At 71.9% G+C, this 16181-nt stretch carries 16 protein-coding genes, 1 tRNA gene, 2 pseudogenes and 1 riboswitch; of the genes and pseudogenes, 10 read left to right on the top strand and 9 right to left on the bottom strand.

The annotated features are described in order from the left end of the window. The first annotated feature begins 52 nt into the window (after window positions 1-52). From BR98_RS16130 to BR98_RS16145, 4 genes and pseudogenes are all read left to right on the top strand, one after another. Window positions 53-126: transfer RNA gene (locus tag BR98_RS16130), tRNA-Met, on the top strand. Window positions 127-595: 469 nt separating this feature from the next. Beyond that, window positions 596-814 (top strand): annotated as a pseudogene (locus BR98_RS42575) (serine/threonine protein kinase); the annotation flags it as partial. Window positions 815-924: 110 nt separating this feature from the next. Continuing rightward, window positions 925-1581: pseudogene (locus BR98_RS16140) on the top strand (hypothetical protein); the annotation flags it as partial. 59 nt (window positions 1582-1640) lie between these two features. Then, entirely contained in the window at window positions 1641-2699 is a 1059-nt protein-coding gene (locus BR98_RS16145; protein WP_035845402.1) for a hypothetical protein, read from the top strand. A gap of 15 nt (window positions 2700-2714) precedes the next feature. On the opposite strand, the gene BR98_RS16150 is transcribed toward BR98_RS16145, so the two are convergent. From BR98_RS16150 to BR98_RS16170, 5 genes are all read right to left on the bottom strand, one after another. Next, the gene (locus BR98_RS16150) at window positions 2715-3353 is read right to left on the bottom strand and encodes a TNT domain-containing protein (RefSeq protein WP_198042233.1); all 639 of its coding nucleotides are present in this window, start codon (window positions 3351-3353) and stop codon (window positions 2715-2717) included. Further along, a complete protein-coding gene (locus BR98_RS16155; RefSeq protein ID WP_051969832.1) occupies window positions 3350-4012 on the bottom strand; it encodes a tyrosine-protein phosphatase in 663 nt (220 codons plus the stop codon). Before BR98_RS16155 ends, BR98_RS16150 begins: the two co-directional genes overlap by 4 nt. Then, on the bottom strand, window positions 4005-4703 hold the full coding sequence (locus tag BR98_RS16160; protein WP_051969833.1) for a hypothetical protein: 699 nt from the start codon (window positions 4701-4703) through the stop codon (window positions 4005-4007). Before BR98_RS16160 ends, BR98_RS16155 begins: the two co-directional genes overlap by 8 nt. A gap of 97 nt (window positions 4704-4800) precedes the next feature. After that, window positions 4801-5478, bottom strand: a complete 678-nt coding sequence (locus tag BR98_RS16165) for a sensor domain-containing protein (RefSeq protein ID WP_051969834.1) — start codon at window positions 5476-5478, stop codon at window positions 4801-4803. Between the two features lie 64 nt (window positions 5479-5542). Further along, entirely contained in the window at window positions 5543-6109 is a 567-nt protein-coding gene (locus BR98_RS16170; RefSeq protein WP_035845405.1) for a GNAT family N-acetyltransferase, read from the bottom strand. 43 nt (window positions 6110-6152) lie between these two features. Here BR98_RS16170 and BR98_RS16175 point away from each other — a divergent pair, with 43 nt between their 5' ends. Beyond that, the gene (locus tag BR98_RS16175) at window positions 6153-7130 is read left to right on the top strand and encodes a hypothetical protein (RefSeq protein WP_035845407.1); all 978 of its coding nucleotides are present in this window, start codon (window positions 6153-6155) and stop codon (window positions 7128-7130) included. On the opposite strand, the gene BR98_RS16180 is transcribed toward BR98_RS16175, so the two are convergent. Then, window positions 7120-7947, bottom strand: coding sequence for a M23 family metallopeptidase (locus BR98_RS16180; RefSeq protein ID WP_051969835.1), 828 nt, complete (start codon window positions 7945-7947; stop codon window positions 7120-7122). The two genes, BR98_RS16175 and BR98_RS16180, sit on opposite strands and share 11 nt — an antisense overlap. An 11-nt stretch (window positions 7948-7958) precedes the next feature. After that, window positions 7959-8124, bottom strand: a riboswitch (cyclic di-AMP (ydaO/yuaA leader). Between the two features lie 166 nt (window positions 8125-8290). On the opposite strand from BR98_RS16180, the gene BR98_RS16185 reads away from it, so the two are divergent. From BR98_RS16185 to BR98_RS16205, 5 genes are all read left to right on the top strand, one after another. After that, window positions 8291-8578, top strand: a complete 288-nt coding sequence (locus tag BR98_RS16185) for a YiaA/YiaB family inner membrane protein (RefSeq protein ID WP_035845409.1) — start codon at window positions 8291-8293, stop codon at window positions 8576-8578. 113 nt (window positions 8579-8691) lie between these two features. Then, window positions 8692-9516 (top strand): alpha/beta fold hydrolase, encoded by an 825-nt coding sequence (locus BR98_RS16190; protein ID WP_035845411.1) that lies wholly within the window; start codon window positions 8692-8694, stop codon window positions 9514-9516. Continuing rightward, entirely contained in the window at window positions 9516-10112 is a 597-nt protein-coding gene (locus tag BR98_RS16195) for a TetR-like C-terminal domain-containing protein (protein WP_051969836.1), read from the top strand. The genes BR98_RS16190 and BR98_RS16195 overlap by 1 nt, the downstream gene beginning before the upstream one ends. 76 nt (window positions 10113-10188) lie before the next feature. Further along, window positions 10189-10437 (top strand): hypothetical protein, encoded by a 249-nt coding sequence (locus BR98_RS16200; RefSeq protein ID WP_035845414.1) that lies wholly within the window; start codon window positions 10189-10191, stop codon window positions 10435-10437. A gap of 390 nt (window positions 10438-10827) precedes the next feature. Further along, a complete protein-coding gene (locus BR98_RS16205) occupies window positions 10828-12594 on the top strand; it encodes an RICIN domain-containing protein (protein ID WP_232247436.1) in 1767 nt (588 codons plus the stop codon). An 83-nt stretch (window positions 12595-12677) separates the two neighbouring features. Here BR98_RS16205 and BR98_RS16210 read toward each other — a convergent pair whose 3' ends face one another. From BR98_RS16210 to BR98_RS16215, 3 genes are all read right to left on the bottom strand, one after another. Next, window positions 12678-15203, bottom strand: a complete 2526-nt coding sequence (locus BR98_RS16210) for a beta propeller repeat protein (RefSeq protein WP_407639456.1) — start codon at window positions 15201-15203, stop codon at window positions 12678-12680. Window positions 15204-15384: 181 nt separating this feature from the next. Continuing rightward, window positions 15385-15546, bottom strand: a complete 162-nt coding sequence (locus BR98_RS39400) for a DUF6126 family protein (protein ID WP_157537813.1) — start codon at window positions 15544-15546, stop codon at window positions 15385-15387. Further along, entirely contained in the window at window positions 15546-16160 is a 615-nt protein-coding gene (locus BR98_RS16215) for a helix-turn-helix domain-containing protein (protein WP_051969837.1), read from the bottom strand. Before BR98_RS16215 ends, BR98_RS39400 begins: the two co-directional genes overlap by 1 nt. Window positions 16161-16181: the final 21 nt, after the last annotated feature.

Below are 16181 nucleotides of genomic sequence, written 5' to 3' on the forward strand. Positions count from 1 at the left end.
GGCGAATCGATTTCCCTTCTGCGTCGGCATCACGTAGTGTTGGGTTCACCGACGCGGGGTGGAGCAGCTCGGTAGCTCGCTGGGCTCATAACCCAGAGGTCGCAGGTTCAAATCCTGTCCCCGCTACTCAGTAGCACGGAAGGCCCGGCAGACATCGTCTGCCGGGCCTTCCGGCGTTTGCCTCGATAAATCCGTTGCCTCCCGCCCGGGCGTCTGCCTATCGTGGCGGCACACTGAAAGGAGGTGATCCTGGTTGAGTACCGTCAGGATGTGTGAGGTGGCTGCTCGCTAGAGCCGCCCCGGCCTGTGGCTTCAAGGCGGCAGGCGAATACCCAGCAGTCACCCGGCCCGTGAGCTCGTCGGTACATCCCCGACGCCACGGCGGTTCGCCGCCGCGGAAGCAGCTCACGGGCCGTCTGCATGTGCGGACCCGTGCACCTGCCAACCCGCTCCTTGGACTCCCCGGGACGCTCTGAGACACTTTCGTTGGCCCAGGGCCAACCTTGGGGTTTCACAGGGGGATTCACATATGTGGGGTCGGGGGACGGTTCTCGGGGGCCGTTACACGTTGGCCGAACGACTCGGCGGCGGCGGGATGGGCGAGGTCTGGCGGGCCGTCGACGGCGTGCTCGAACGGGACGTGGCGGTCAAGATCCTGTTGCCGGCGCTGCTGGACGACGCCACCTTCGCCGCGCGGTTCCGGCGCGAGGCCAAGGTGCTCGCCGCGCTCAGCCACCCCGGCATCGTGGACGTCCACGACTACGGCGAGGACGAGACCGATCCGGACTCGCGGATCGCGTACATCGTGATGGAGCTGGTGGACGGCCGGCCGCTGGACGAGGTCCGCGAGGAGAACGGGCAGCTCCAAGATCACCGACACCCACGCGGTGATCGGCACCGCCCTGTACATCGCCCCCCGAGCGGGCCGAGGGCATCGCCACCACGCCGGCCTCCGACCTCTACTCGATCGGCGTCGTCTGCTACGAACTGCTCACCGGCCGACCGCCCTTCACCGGGGAGGCCGCGCTCGAGATCGTGCTCAAGGACATCAGGGAGCCCGCGCCGGAGCTGCCCGAGACCTTCCCCGAGCCGGTGCGCGCCTTCGTCGCCACGGCGCTGGCGAAGCAGCCCGAGGAGCGGCACCCGGACGCCCCCACCACTGCCGCACCACCGCCGGCCCCGGCCAGGCCCGCGGCCTGCGGCACCGCGGGCGACATCACCAACGTGGGTGACGGGCTCAAGGTCGGCCTCGCCTCGGACAGCACCACCGGCGGCGTCGCGGCGGTCATGGGACGCAACACCCAGTACGGCTGGGTGCACACGGTTCCGGACAGCTGGTCGCGGTTCAACCCCTGCAACCTGGACAAGCCGAACCTGGTCGAGGACAGCAACGGGGTCTCCCTCGCCACCTTCTCCAACAGCTTCATGATGTATTGGACGGTGACCCCCACCGGCTCGGGCAGCTACTACCTCAAGGACTACATGGGGCAGAGCTGCATGACCGACAACGGCGACGGGAGGCAGCTGACCATGACCACCTGCACTCCCGGCAACAAGACCCAGGAGTGGTGGATCCCCTAGCCCACCCCCGAATGGCGCTACAGTTCCTGCCATTCAGACAGGCTGACGGGGAGTGAGCGATGACGGTTCCGGCGGACCAGGCCGCGCAGTTGCGGCGCTGGCAGGTCATCGCGGTGAGCACCCTGGTCGGGGTCGGACTGCTCGGGCTGCTGCTCTACACCACGGCTGCCCCGCACCCGGTCAGCGCGCTGGGCGCCGGGGTGATGATCGCCTGTGCGACCACGGTCGGCGGGGCGCTGCTGGGGTTCCTGTTCGGGATCCCGCACGCGCTGGGCGCCGGGAGCCAGTCGAGCGGGCAGCGGACCGGGCAGTACACCACGAACACCAATCTCGAGCAGGTCTCCGACTGGTTGACCAAGCTGCTGCTCGGCGTCGGCCTCACCCAGCTCGGCAGCCTCTGGCAGAGCGCCCGGCAGCTCGGGCACGCCCTCGCCCCGGCGCTGGGCGGGCGGGTCGACGCGGCGCCGTTCGCGGCCGCGCTGGTGCTGTACTTCCTGGTGCTGGGCTTCCTCGGCGGATGGCTGGCCACCAGGCTGCTGCTGGCCGGCGCGCTGACCCAGGCCGACGGCAACGCGCTGCAGCTGTTCAGCAGTGCCCAGGAGCAGCTGCGCGAGGGCAACGAGGTTGGCGCGGAGGACCTGCGGGTGCAGGCGATGGGCCACCTCGGCAAGTTCACCACCCGGGCCGGCAGCCCCGACCCGGAGCGGCCGGCCACGCTGGAGGGGCAGCTCGCCGAGGTGCGGGCCGGCGCGAAGCGCTCGGCGGCGACGCCGGAGGAGGTGCGCGGGCTGTTCGCCTCGGACGACGCGGCGCTGCGGCTCCAGGCGCTGGCCCTGACCCAGGGGAACGCCGCGCTGGGGGACTTCGAGAGCGTGCTGGACTACATCGAGCGCCCGCGCTCCGCCTTCGAGCACTACCACGCGCTGCTCGCGGCCCGCGGCATGCTCAACCGCCTGGGCCGCGACCAGCGGATGCGGCTGCGGGCCGCCGTGGTCTCCCAACTGCTCGCCCCCGACGGCATCCCGGACTCCTCGGACCGCCGCTGGGTGGCCGAACGAATCCTCGCCAAACTGGACGCGATCGGCCAGGTCCCCACCCCCCGCCCCGCGGGGGTGTGACCTCCTCGGCAGGGGTCAGATCAGGCGCTGGAGGTAGCCGTTGGTGATCAGCCAGCCCACGTTGATCCGGTCCGGGGCACCCGGGACGAGGGTGGCGTCGAGCTGGTACTGCCAGCCGTAGCCGGGCTGGTTGAACCACGGCGCGATCGGGCCGGCGTGCACCTTGAAGGTCTTGAGGACCCGGTAGTCGTGGTAGTTGCACCCCGCCGCCGGGTTCCCGTCCAGGCTCTGCGGCGGGATCGAGCGGCTCGCGTACGGCAGCCCCTCGGGCGCCAGGAAGGACCCGTACTCGCTGCCGAAGCGGTCGATGTGCTGCCCGGGCAGCAGCGGCTGCTCCAGCTCGATCGGCTGCCCGTTGAGGCCGATCAGGTACCCGTTGGAGGGCGGGTACTTCCAGGAGCCGGCCGCCGAGTCGTAGTACTGGTTGAGGAACTCCTGAGCCCCGGCCCCTCCGGTGCGCTGGTAGCCGATCAGTTCACGACCCACCGGGCCGGTGGTCGGCAGTTGCTCGGGCCCGAGCCGTGGATCGCCGCTCTCGAATGCGGCGGAGCACTGGTCGGAGGGCAGTGCGTCCGCGTGCGCCACGGGGGCGACGGCGAACGCGAGGAGGGCCGTGGCGGCCAGGACGCTGGTGCGCTGGAAAGTGACGATCACTCACGCAGGGTAGCGCGCAGGGCAGTTGCTTCGCCGGGATTCAGGCCATGTCCGATCAGATACGCTTCGATGCTCCCGTGCCGCTGCCGGATCCGCTCCAGCACCCCGGTGAGCAGCTCGGGCGTCGCCGGGTTGCTGAGCCGCACGTTCCCGTCCGCGTCCAGGTACTCCACCGGCCCGTCCTGCAGGCCGAGCCCCTCGTTGGAGCGCAGGTAGTCGGCGATGATCTGCTCGTCCGAGGCACCGAGCAGGTCCAGCAGCACCGCCACCGCGATCCCGGTCCGGTCCTTGCCGACCGCGCAGTGCAGCAGCGCGGGCAGCGCACCCGGCGCGAGCAGCCTGCGCAGCAGGGCGACCAGCACCGGCCCGGCGGTGTCGGCCATCAGCGGGTAGAGCTCGACGAGCGGCGTGCCGGTGCGGTCCTCGCCGTCCTGCGGCAGGAACGGGAGGTTGGTCAGCTCCACGTCCAGGTCGTGCAGCCGGTCCGGCCAGTGGTCGAGCTCGGCGGGGTCGCGCAGGTCGATGACGGTGCGCAGCCCGAGTTTGGCCAGCCCGTGGGCACCCTCGGGGGTCAGCTCGTTGAGCGTGGCGGAGCGGTAGAGCCGGCCGGGGCAGACCTCGCGCAGGTTGCGCAGGCCCGGTATCTGAGGATCAGTCATGCGCCGGACGGTACCGGCGGTGCCGGGTCAGCGCGAGGACATATCGGCGTCGGCCGTCGCCCGGGGCGCGGTGGCCGCGCAGCTCGCTGCGCACCCCGTGGCGGCCGAGTGCGGCCCGCAGCTGCGGCAGGTGCGGGCTGCGGCGGGCCGCGCCGTCGTGCAGCGGGTGGACCAGCACCTCGCCGCCGGGCGCGGTGACCCGGACCAGTTCGAGCAGGGCGGCCAGCTGCGCCGGTGGCCCGAACAGCTCGGGGTAGGCGAAGAGCAGGTACGAACTGAGCGTCAGCGCGAAGGTCCCGTCCGCGAACGGCAGGGCGGGCAGCGCCGCGGCCAGGTAGCTGCCGGGGTTCGTGGCCCGGTCGGCCGCGAAGAGCCGGCGGGCCCGGTCCCAGCTGCGCAGGTACTTCTCGTACGGGAGGTGCCGCGGCGCCAGGTAGCGGTGCGGCGCGGCGGGCATCGCGCGGGCCATGGTGCGGCGGGCCCGCTCGGCCTCGGCCAGGAGTTCGGCGGCGGGCCGCGCATAGGCGGGGTCGGCGGCCACCACCCGGCAGCCGAGCTCCCTGGCCTCGGCCACCAGCGCGGCGGCGCCGCCGGGGCAGTCGAGCACCGGGCCGGGCAGCGCGCGCAGCCGGGCCCGGGTGAGGCCGAAGAAGGCGCAGTACTCGTCCAGCGGGCGGGAGGTGATCAGCACGCAGCCCAGCCGAACACGCGGGCGCCCGCTCCGCATCCGGAGCGGGACGCCCCGTCGCCGCAGCGGAGCGGGGCGCCCGGTCGCCGCTGACGGCCGTTCAGCCCGCGAGCATGGCGCGGGCGGCGGCCCGGGAGACGCTGGTCAGGCCGTGGGTGATCCGGACGGTCAGGAAGATCAGCAGGATGCCCGCCAGCGAGGTGCCGGCCACCTGCCAGAACGAGCTCAGGTAGTAGTCGTGCCGCACGCCGTGGCTGTCCTGGTAGTCCAGCACCCGGTAGCCGGGCCAGCCGAGGTAGTGCCGGAAGACCCAGTTGTACGCCGGCAGCAGGGCCATCGACAGACTGCACGCCCAGAGCGTGACGGACAGGCAGAAGCTGAAGACGTGCCAGGGGAACATCACCACCTGGTACGCCGCCGCCTTCCACCCCGCCGGGTCGGCCAACTGGGCGTTGGCGCGCGCCCAGAAGCCGGGGCGGCGCGGCACCACCGGGGCGGGCGCGGCCAGCCGCTGACCGAGCAGCCGGGCGATCCGGCCGCGCTCCACCGCGCCCTGGCCGCGGGCACCGGCCAGCAGCAGCGCCAGCACCGGCAGTCCGAGCACGGTGACCAGGGTGCCGGCGCCGAGCGCGAAGACGGTGACGGCCCAGCTGAAGCCGAGCACCGCGGTGACCAGCGAGCCGGCCACGTAGCCGAGCTCCCGGTAGGACTCCCGGGCCCACGGGGCGCGCCAGAAGGACGGGGTGTCGTACTCGTCGAACCGCGTAGTCGTCGTCATGCCTCCAATCTGCCCGGCGGCGGCCGGCGCCGGTACCCGGCTGCCCGGCGGACCGGAGGTGGGGTTAACCCCCCTGCCACTCGTGTTCGAGCAGCGAGTACTGCAGCGCGTCGTGCCAGGTGTCACGGAGGTACAGGTCGTCGCGGATCCGGCCCTCCAGCTGGAAACCGACCTTGCGCAGCACCCGGGCGGAGGCCAGGTTGGCCGGGTCGAGCCGGGCGGCCAGCCGGTGCAGGCCGAGTTCGCCGAAGCCGAACCCGCAGAGCAGCCGGGCGATCTCGGTGGCGTAGCCGAGCCCCCAGGCGTCGCGGCGCAGCGCGTACCCGATGAACGCGGCGCGCTGGCTGTCGGCGCCCTCGACGCCGAGCACCGCGTTGCCGAGCGGGACGGCGTCCTCGCCCTCCTCGGTCAGCGTGACGGCCAGCCGGTAGACGGTGCGCGGCTCGTTCTCGGCCTCCTCCAGGTAGAGCGCGACCTGGTCGGCGCAGTCCTCCCGGTCGCGCGGCTCGAACGGCAGGTAGCGGGCGGTCTCGGGATCGCCGAAGATCGCGTGCAACGCGTCGATATCGCGCGGCACATGATGGAACTCACGGATCGTCAGCCGTGGCCCGGTGAGCAGGACGGGGTGCATGGCACGTACGGTAACGGGCCCGGGAGCGGTTACCGTACCGGTCATGGACGACGAGGACCTGCGGCTGGCGCCCCGGCCGCACACCGCTGAGCTGCTGCGTTGGGCCGAGCAGCAGGGGCTGGACCCGGTGCCGCAGGGGCCGCTGAACGCGGTGCTGACGCTGCTCGAACTGGGTGACGCCAAGTTGCACGACGGCTTCCCCGAGCTCAGCTCGGCGCTGCTGCAGGAGCTGCTCTACGAACGGATCCACCTGTACGTGCAGCCCCGCCAGGACCAGGACCCGCTGGCCTACGGGGCCGCGGTGCGGCTGCTGGTCGATCACCAGCGGGCCGCCAAGCGCCTCAACGCCAAGCGGCAGCAGCGGCTGCACGAGGAAGCCGAGTGGCAGGGCGAACTGCTGGCCGGGCTGCTGCGCCAGCCGCACCTGCTGACCTGGCCCCGGCTGTACGCGCTGCTGCTCTGGCAGGCCGGGGTGGACACCGAGGACCTGGACGCGGTGCGGGCCTGGCTGGCCGGTTTCCGCGAGCTCGGCGAGGCGGAGCGGATCATCGCACTGGCCGCGCTGACCGAACTGGACCAGCCGGAGGGCGTCGAGGGCTGGACCGAGGGCGTGCTGCTCTCGATCGGGATGGCCACCGACGGCGCCCGGCTGCTGGTGGAGAACCGGCTGATGCAGCGCAGCTACCGCAACCTGGCCGGGCTGAACGCGCTCGGGCTGCCGATGCCGGCCGAACTGTCCGGGGACTTCCCGGCCTTCGAGGCGGCCGTGCAGGCCGAGGCGCTGCGGCTGCTCGGCGAGTGGACGGTTCCCGGACTGCCGGAGCTGCTGCTGACGGAGTACCAGGACCTCGCGCCGGAGCCGGGCGCGGCGGAGGTCGACCGGTACATCGTCCAGCGCGGGCTGGTGGAGCTGCCGGACATCGCCGACTGGCCGACCGACGAAGCCGCCGCCGAGGCGGGCGACGAAGCCGCCGGACAGGCCAACGAGGCCGCCGGAGCGGCGGGGGACGCTACGGAGTGACGCCCTGCGCCTGCAGCCAGGCCACCGGGTCGACCGGGGCCGCGCCGCCGGGGCGGACCTCCAGGTGCAGGCGCGGGCTGGTGCCGCTGCCGGTGGCGCCGACCTTGCCGAGCGCCGTGCCGGGGGCCACCTGGCCGGCGGTGACGGTGATCGAGGCGAGGTTGCAGTACCAGAGCTCGGTGCCGTCGGGCAGGGTCTGGATCACCCGGTAGCCGTAGCTGCCGGACCAGCCGGCCGAGCTCACGGTGCCGCCGGTGACGGCGACCACGGGGGTGCCGGCGGGGGCGGCGAAGTCCAGTCCGGTGTTCAACTGCGCCCAGGGGGAGCCTGGCGCGGTGAGGGTGTACTTGGCGACGGGGAGCCGGGCCTGCGCACCCTGCGGTGGGGCGGCCTCGACCGGGGGAGCCGGCTCGGTCGGGGCCTGCGGTGCCTGCGCCTCGGGGGCCTGGACCTGCGGGGCCTGCGCGGCGCGCTTGGCGGCGGCCTCCTGCGCGGCCTCCAGGCGGGCGGCCTCCTCGGCGGCGGTGCGTGGGTCGGCCTGCTGCTGGATCCGGGCGGCCAGCGCCAGACCCGGGTCCGCGGCGCTCGCCGCGGGGCTCTCGTCGGGTGCGATCACGGCGGTCGCCGGGGCGCTCGCCGGGGTGGCGGCCGCGGCAGCGGTGGCGGTCAGGCCGGTGGTGGCGCCGAGTGCGGCGGCCATCGCGGTGACGCCGAGTACCGGGGAACCGGAGCGCGACTGGCGGGGCAGCCGGTGGCGGGGAGTCTCCTCCGGCGCACCGGCGTGATCGAGCAGAGCCGGAGTATGCGTCAACGCCACGGGGGCGCGCTCCTTTCCTTCCCTCGCGCCTACCGGGTTAGCTGACGGGTTCGGAGAGGAAGGTCTCCTACGGACCGGCCCCTGATGGGAGACAGTCCGATTCACCCCAAGGAACGGTGGTTCCCCGGCTCCCTTGCCCGCATTTTTGACAGGTTCAGGATTAGGCGACGGCGCACGGTGCCGTTCGGGTACGGCGTTGCCGACCGCGCTGCGTTATCAAACGTTAATCCCAGGAGCCCCTGATTCCAAGCCATACCAGGGGGATTGGCACACCCTTACTTTGGGTGCCGAACTGAGTACGCGTACTCATGTGACGGGCACCGGAGTTGGCGATCCTTCAAGCATGACTTCCTCGGTTCAGCCGCGGACCACGTCCGCCTACTACGTCCAGGCGATCCTCTCCTTCGCCCTCGCCGCCGGTGGCCTTTCCATCGGCATCGCCTATCTGCCGGTCAGCGCCTGGATGCGGGCTTTCCTCGCGCTCGGCCTGCTCTACACCGTCACCTCCGCCTTCACCCTCGCCAAGGTGATCCGTGACCGGCAGGAGGTCGGCGAGATCGTCACCCGGGTCGACCAGGCCCGACTGGAGAAGCTGCTGGCCGAGCACGACCCGTTCCGGGTCGAGAGCTGACCCGGCGGTCCGGAGGCGGTGCCCAGGAGGGGTTGACGGCTATGGCTATTAGCCATAGCTTTGTGGGTGTCGGTAGCAGCCGGCACCCACCTCGTCAGGCCAGGAGGCCCGTCGTGAACGCCACCACCGCACCGCAGACCCGGTACCTGCAGCTCGCCGGCGGCACCCTCGCCTACGACGACACCGAAGGCGAAGGCACCCCCGTGGTGCTGCTGCCCGGGATGCTCGACTCCCGCGCCGTCTACCGGCACCTGCGCCCACTGCTCACCGCCGCCGGACACCGCGTGATCACCATGGACCTGCGCGGCTTCGGCGAGTCCTCGATCGCCTGGGACGACTACGGCCCGGCCGGCGCCGCCGCCGACGCCCTGGCCCTGCTGGACGAGCTGGGCATCGAGCGCGCCGTGCTGGTCGGCAGCTCCTACACCGGCGCCAGCGTGGTCAAGGCCGCCACCACCGCGCCGCAGAAGGTCGCCGGGATCGTGCTGGTCGACGCCTTCGTCGAGAACCTGCCGCAGAACGCGCTGATGCGCGGCCTGGTCCAGCTGACGGGCTCGGCGGTGCTCGCCTTCCCGAAGGTCTGGGGCTGGTACCTGAACAAGATGGCCTACCCCGGCGGCGTCACCCCCGAGATCGCCGCCTACAACGCCCGCCTGGAGGCCGCGCTGCGCACCCCCGGCCGCAAGCAGGCCACCCGGGGCTACGTCCGCGGCAACTCCTCGCCGATCGGCTGGACCGAGGGCGTCGAGTGCCCGGCGCTGGTGCTGATGGGCACCAAGGACCCCGACTTCCCGAAGCCGGAGGTGGTGGCCGACCGCCAGGTCAAGGCGCTGAACGGCCGCAAGGTGATGATCGACGGCGCCGGCCACTACCCGATGGCCCAGTTCCCGCAGGCCGTCGCCGACGCCCTGCTCCCCTTCCTCACCGAGGTGTCCTGATGCCCCGCGCCGGACTGACCCCCGATGCCGTGGTCGACCACGCCCTCGCGCTGATCGACGAGCAGGGCCCCGAGACCCTCACGCTGGCCGCCGTGGCCGCGCGGGCCGGGGTGGCGGCCCCCTCGCTCTACAAGCACGTACCCGGGGGCCTGGCCGGACTGCGCCGGCTGATCGCGGCCCGGGTGACCGGCGACCTGGCCGCCCGGCTGCGCGCGGCGATCGCCGGACTGCACGGCCAACCGGCCGTGGAGGCACTGCTGCGGGCCTACCACGGCTACGCCACCGAGTACCCGCGCCGCTACGCCGCCCTGCCGCAGGCCCCCTCGGCCGGCGACGAGCAGCTGATCGGCGCGGGCACCGCCCTGGTCGGGGCGATCTTCTCGGTGCTGGAGGGCTACGGGATCGAGAACTCCGAGGCCGTCCACGCGGCTCGCACCGTGCGCGCCCTGGCCCACGGCTTCGCCTCGCTGACCATCGGCGGCGCCTTCCAGCTCAGCGAGGAGCTGGCGGTCACCCAGGACCGGCTGATCGCGGTGCTGACCGCCGGCCTGCGGGACTGGCCGGGCACGGGCACGGGCACGGGCACTCAAGGGTGATTCATCCCCTGGTGTGATGGTTAATCCATCGGATAGGACTAAAGTCCCATGGACTGCTGATCCGCTGGAGGGCCCCATGACGCAGCCGAGCACCGCGCGCCGCACCGCCGCGATCCCCGGGCAACGCGCCACCACCGAGGCCGCCGCCGTCGACACCGCGGCCACCGGGCAGCTCGGGCCGCTCGACTCGTACGAGCCCCTGGAACCGCAGCCCCGTGGGTGGGCAGCGGTCCGACGGGGACTGGCGATCGTGCGGGGGCTGCGGACGCTGGGGAGCGTGCCGGCCCGTCCGCAGGCCGGCTACGGGGAGGTCGACGGGCAGTGAGGTGACCACTCCCCTCATTGCCCTCGAGATGCGCCTCGAACCCCTTCAGGGCCGTTCACACCGCCCTCAACTCCCTCGGCCTGGGCTGGGTTCGACCATCACAGCCCGCGCGCGCGGCCCGGAAAAAAATCTTCGCGGTCCGGGGCAACCTTTCCGGGGGCGGTGGCAACTGGGGGGTGTCCGGCCAGGCGGTCCGGTCAGAGGCCACGGCTGAAAGTGAGCATCGACATGTTCCCTCGCCCATCCACGTCGTCGGAGGCGTCCCCGGGCGGCCGCGCCCGCCGTGGTCGCGCGTCGTCCCGCTCGGCCGAGCCGGGGCGGCGGCAGTCCCATCGTGGCCGTCGGTTGTACCAGCGTCGGAGTCTCTGGGCGGCCGTCAGCCTGGCGGTCGTGGGCGGCTCCGTGGTCGCGGTCAACACGGCCTCGGCGGGAACCATGGACACGAGCTCCTGGTACCTGCTGGTCAACCGCGACACCGGCAAGGCGCTGGAGGACACCGGCTACGCCACGAACGACGGTGCCCCGATGGGGCAGTGGAGCCGTACCGGCGACGTCAATCAGCAGTGGAAGTTCATCGACGCGGGTGACGGGAACTACCGGCTGCAGAACCGGAACTCCGGCAAGGTACTGGACGACACCGGCTGGTCGAAGACCGAGGGCTCCGAGCTGGTGCAGTGGAGCGACCTGAACGGCGGCAACCAGCAGTTCCACGTGGAGAAGTCGTCGGACGGCTACGTGCGTCTGATCAACCACTTCAGTGGTAAGGCCGTTGAGGTCCCGGGCGGCTCCAAGGCCGACGGGGCTCACGTCGCCCAGTACCACGACTGGAACGGCCCCCAGCAGCAGTGGCAGCTCGTCCCGGCCGGTAGCGTCAGCGGCACCGGGAACACGGGGGGCTCCGGCAGCAGCGCCGCGCCCTCCTCCTCCGCCAAGCCCACCGCGCCTGCCACGCCGGGCGGCAGCGGGCCGGCGAGCCAGGCTCCGAGCGGTACCCACCCGACGTCGGCGCCGCCGACGTCCGCCCGGCCGACCTCGGCCCCGCCGGCGGCTCCGGCCGGCGCCGGCTCCGGCGGCAGCTCGACGAAGAGCTTCATGGGCAGCAACACGATGCTCATCGGCGGCTCGATGACCGACACCTCGGCGAACGCCGCGCCGTTCGACATGCGGTACGCGTACGTGCACAGCCAGCCCGCGCCCTCGTCGGACTACTACTCGGCATCGCTCTGCAAGTCCACCTGGTCGAGCTGGTGGGGCTGCTGGAGCGGCGAGACCACGGCGCCCGGCTTCTACGTGACCTGGAACGACGACCACGTGTCCAAGGTGACGTACCAGGGCAAGCCGCGCCCGCAGAAGAACTTCTGGACCTGGTACTCACTGCGCGACCTCGGCGATCTGGCGGGCGAGGGCGACGGTCCGGGCGAGGTCAAGGCCATCAACAGGACCGACCTGCTCACCCGCTACATGAACGACTACCGCTTCTTCCTCCAGAAGATCGGCAACAAGCAGGACGCGATCGACATCGAGCCCGACTTCTGGGGCTACGTCCGGTCGCTCGGCAACCCGCACCAGATCGCCGCGCAGGTCACGGCCTCGAACCCGACGGACTGCGGCTCGCAGGAGAACAGCGCCGTCGGCCTGGCCCAGTGCATGATCGCGATGGCCCACAAGTACGCGCCGAACACGGGCGCCGGGTTCCACCTCACCTGCTGGGACTGGCAGAGCAACATGCAGAAGTGCGTCAACGACTACACGGACCTCGGTGCGAAGAACGCCGACTTCCTGGTCGCCGACGTCGTGGACCGCGACGCGGGCTGGTACGCGCTGCCGGCTAACGGCGGCCGTGACACCTACTGGAACGACCAGAAGGCCGCCGCCACGCTGAATTGGTACAAGACGATGACCGAGTCGGTGGGCAAGCCGATCGTCCTGTGGCAGATCCCCCTGGGCAACATGGCTCAGAACAACACCCTCGGCCACTACAAGGACGACAAGGTCGACTGGCTGATGTCGCACACGGACCAGCTGGCGAGCGTGCACGTCGCCGCCCTCCTGTTCGGCCCGGGCCAGCAGGAGCAGACCACGGTCGAGTCCGACGGCGGGAACCTGATCAACAAGACGACCGCGTACCGCAACTCGGGCGGCACGCCGCTCAAGTAGCCGCACGCAGCACGGAAACGGCCGAGCGGGGCCGGGGGACTACCAGCCCCCGGCCCCGCTCGACGGATCATCGTCAGTCTCGCCTAGTCGTCCTCGCCGCACTCCCGCAGCGAGATGGACCAGATGCCGCGCCCGTGGGTGGCCGCGTACAGCCGCCCGTCCGGGCCGAGCTTCAGCTGGTCGACCGCGACGGCCGGCAACTCGCCGACCCGCTGCCAACCCGTCCGGCCCGCACCCCGGTAGAGCACCCCGAGGTCGGTGGCCAGGGCCAGCCCGCCGGTCCTGGTGACCACCAGCGAGTCCGCCGGGACGTCCGGCAGATCGGCCGAGATGTCGCTCCAGTGCGCGCCCGAGTCGGTGGACTCGAAGACATGGCCGACGCCCGCGCCGGGACCCGAAGTCCAGTGCCGGGAGAAGCCGTTGACCGCGAGGTAGACGTGCGCGGAGTTCTTCGGGTCGATCGCCAGTCCGGCCAGGTAGCGGTTCGGCACGGTGGCGTCCACCGGCAGGGTGAGCTGCTGCCAGCCGGTCCCGTCCGCGTTGCCGACCGCGATGCCGCGGGTGAAGCCCTGGTTGTTGCACGGACCGCACCAGGCCGCGTAGACCTTGCCGCCGGAGGCCGCCACGGCGGTGGCGACATGGCCGTCACCGAGGTCGAAGGCGCTGCTCCAGGCAGCGGCGTCGCGGATCGCGTAGCCCTGGGTCTGCACCCAGACGTGCCGGCCGCCGGCCACCCAGAGGTTGCCGTTCTGCTGGTCCGCGGCCAGCGGGGCGATGAACCGGGCACCGGCGCCGCCGAGCGCGTTGTCCGGCGGGGCCACCGAGAAGGTGGTCGCCTTGCTCGGGTCGACCAGGTAACTGCCGTCATTGACCGCGCAGTTCTGGGTCACGTTGATCGCCAGGTAGACGTACTCCTGGGCGATGTTGCAGCCGTTGGCCGGGTCGGTCAGGGTGTCCCCGCCGTCGCCGCCGAAGTTGGAGCCCATCACCTTGTCACGGCCGCGCAGGATCGACTGACCGTTGTCCTGCAGCCCGCCGTTGACCGCGACCCCGCCGTAGGTCAGGTCCTTGCCGACGCCCACCGAGTAGTACTGGAGGGTGTCGATGGTGCCGTCGTTGAGCGAGGTCCAGTCGGTGCCGTGGCCCAGGCTGTCCACGCTGCCGTTGACCGGACGGCTGTACAGGCCGCCGTCGTTGCCCGCCAGCACGTAGGACTTGCCGTGCAGGCTGCCGAACGCGAGGGCGTGCTGGTCGGGGTGCGTGGTCTGCGGGCAGCTGCCGCTCTGCTTGGTCGGATCGATGCTCCAGCAGGCGAAGTTGAAGTTCCAGTACGGGCCGACGGTGTTCCAGTTGCTGCCGCCGTCCTTGGTCTCGAAGACCTCCTCCAGACCGGCGTAGACGTGGTCCGGGTTGGCCGGGTCGACCTGCAGCGACTGGTCGTACCAGGACTGTGCGCCCGGCAGGTCGTCGGCCCGGGTGAGCGCCGAGCCGGACGCGGCGAGCTTGTTGTAGTCCGCCTGCTTGGTCCAGGGGCCGAGCGGAGAGCCGGACTTGGAGACGTAGATGCCGGCCAGGGCGCTGGCCGGGTTGCTCGCCTGCAGGGCCGGGGACTGGTCGATGGCGTAGTAGCGGGAGCCGTCCGCCGAGCGGGCGAAGGTCACCGCGCCGACGTTCGCGGCGTCCGTCGGCAGCTCGCCGAGTGCGCCGATCCGCTGCCAACTGCCCTCCGCGGCCTTGCTGTAGAAGCCGTTGGTCGGGTCGCCACTGCGCCAGCCGACGGCCAGCACCACCTTGGTCGGGTCCTTGGGGTCGATGGCGATGTCGTTGGTGATGTTCTTGTACGGCGCGTTGGGGTCGTTCGCGAGCGGACCGCCCGGCAGGTAGTCCGGGTTGGGGGCGAACTCCAGGGTCCACGGGCCGCTCAGGTCGGTGGTGGAGTGGCTCCAGACGCCCTTGCTGGTCGCGGCCCAGACCTTGTCGCCACCGAACCGCAGCTCGTGGATGGTGCTGCTGTCCAGCTCCTTGCCACCGACCCGGGAGCCGGCGCTGAACGAGCCGTGCTCGGGGTGGTCCAGCAGGTAGACGCCGGAACCGAGGTAGGCGTCGGCGTTGGTGGACGACTCGCCGGTGCCCAGCCAGAGTCGGCCGCGTGCGTCCAGCGCGAGCGCGCCGGTGGCCTGGGTGGGCAGCTTGTCGCTGATCGGCTCCCAGTGACCGCCGCCGGTCGAGGAGCGCCAGACGCCGCCGCCGGCGCTGCCGGCGTAGACGTGGCCGTTGGCGTCGGCCGTCACGGCCGCCATCCGGCCGGTGACATTGCCCATCCCCGCACTGGAGTTGGAGGCCGTGTCGCGGTAGCGCGGATCGTCGGAGTTGTAGGCCAGCCCGGTGGTGTGCCGCCATTGGCCGCCGGTGTTGGACAGCGCGCGCAGCGCGTCCCAGGCGGCGGCGAAAGCGCCGGGGGCGACGATGCCGGGGGACGTCCGGGCCTCCGCGCGCTGATCGGCCCCCTCCTGGATCGAGTCGGCCTCACCGCCGTCGTCGCCCTTGTCCGCCGCCTTGACGGTGGTGCCTTGCGGAACCGGGACGGAACCGGCAGGTGAGCCGATCATCCCGAGAGTCGCGGCGACGGCGCAGATCGTGAGCCATCGCCTGGTGCGCAGTGGTGCCGACAACAGAACCTCCCAGTGGTTCTTGAGCGAGTACCGCGCGGCACTCGATCACAACTGGGCACTGGGAGGGACTGGTTGGGATGAAATTTTACTCAATCGTTGTCGGTGGACTGACGTGGCGTCAGTGGCGGCCGCCGAGCTGGAAGAGCAGGAAGAGGAAGCCGCCGAAGAAGTGCGCGGCGGCCATGTAGATGCCCACCCGGATGGCCACCCGACGGTCGGTGCGCTTACCACCGTCGGTGGTCGGGGCGTAGCGGGGGCGGGGGTGCTGGACGGCGGCCATCAGTGCACGCCTTTCGAAACGGGAGCGGGCTTCGAGGTGGGAACGGGCAGGCAGAGCTCGCTGGCCGGGCTCTGCAACAGGGTGTGCACGAAGAGCAGTTCGACGCCGTCGACGCCCTCGGCGGCGAACCGGTGCGGGGTCAGCGAGTCGAACTGGGCGCTGTCGCCGGGCTCGAGGAGGTGGGCCGTCTCGCCCAGGGTCAGCCGCAGCCGCCCCTGGGTGACGTGCAGCCACTCCTCGCCGGCGTGCACCCGGACCACCGCGTCCTGCAGGCCCGGCGGGATCTGCACCCGCAGCGCCTGCATCGCCATCCCGGGCGCGCCGGCCCGGCGGTAGCCCCAGCCGCCGGTGCGGCTGGGCTCGATCGCGCCGCCGCGCACCACCGGGTCGGGGGCGCCGGGCTCCTCACCCAGCAGCCCCGCCACGGTGGCGCCGTAGAGCCGGGCCAGCGCCAGCAGCACCGGCAGCGAGGGCTGGCGCCGTCCGGTCTCCAGTCGGGACAGGTACGCTGGCGACAGCCCGGCCCTGGAGGCCGCGGCCTCCAGCGTGAGCCGGCCGGCCTGCCGGTGCTCGCGAAGCCGGGCACCGAGCCCGGGCAGCTCCTCGGTGGTCATGCCACCAATAGACACCTGCCG

The sequence above is a fragment of the Kitasatospora azatica KCTC 9699 genome (assembly GCF_000744785.1).
Lineage (GTDB): Bacteria > Actinomycetota > Actinomycetes > Streptomycetales > Streptomycetaceae > Kitasatospora > Kitasatospora azatica.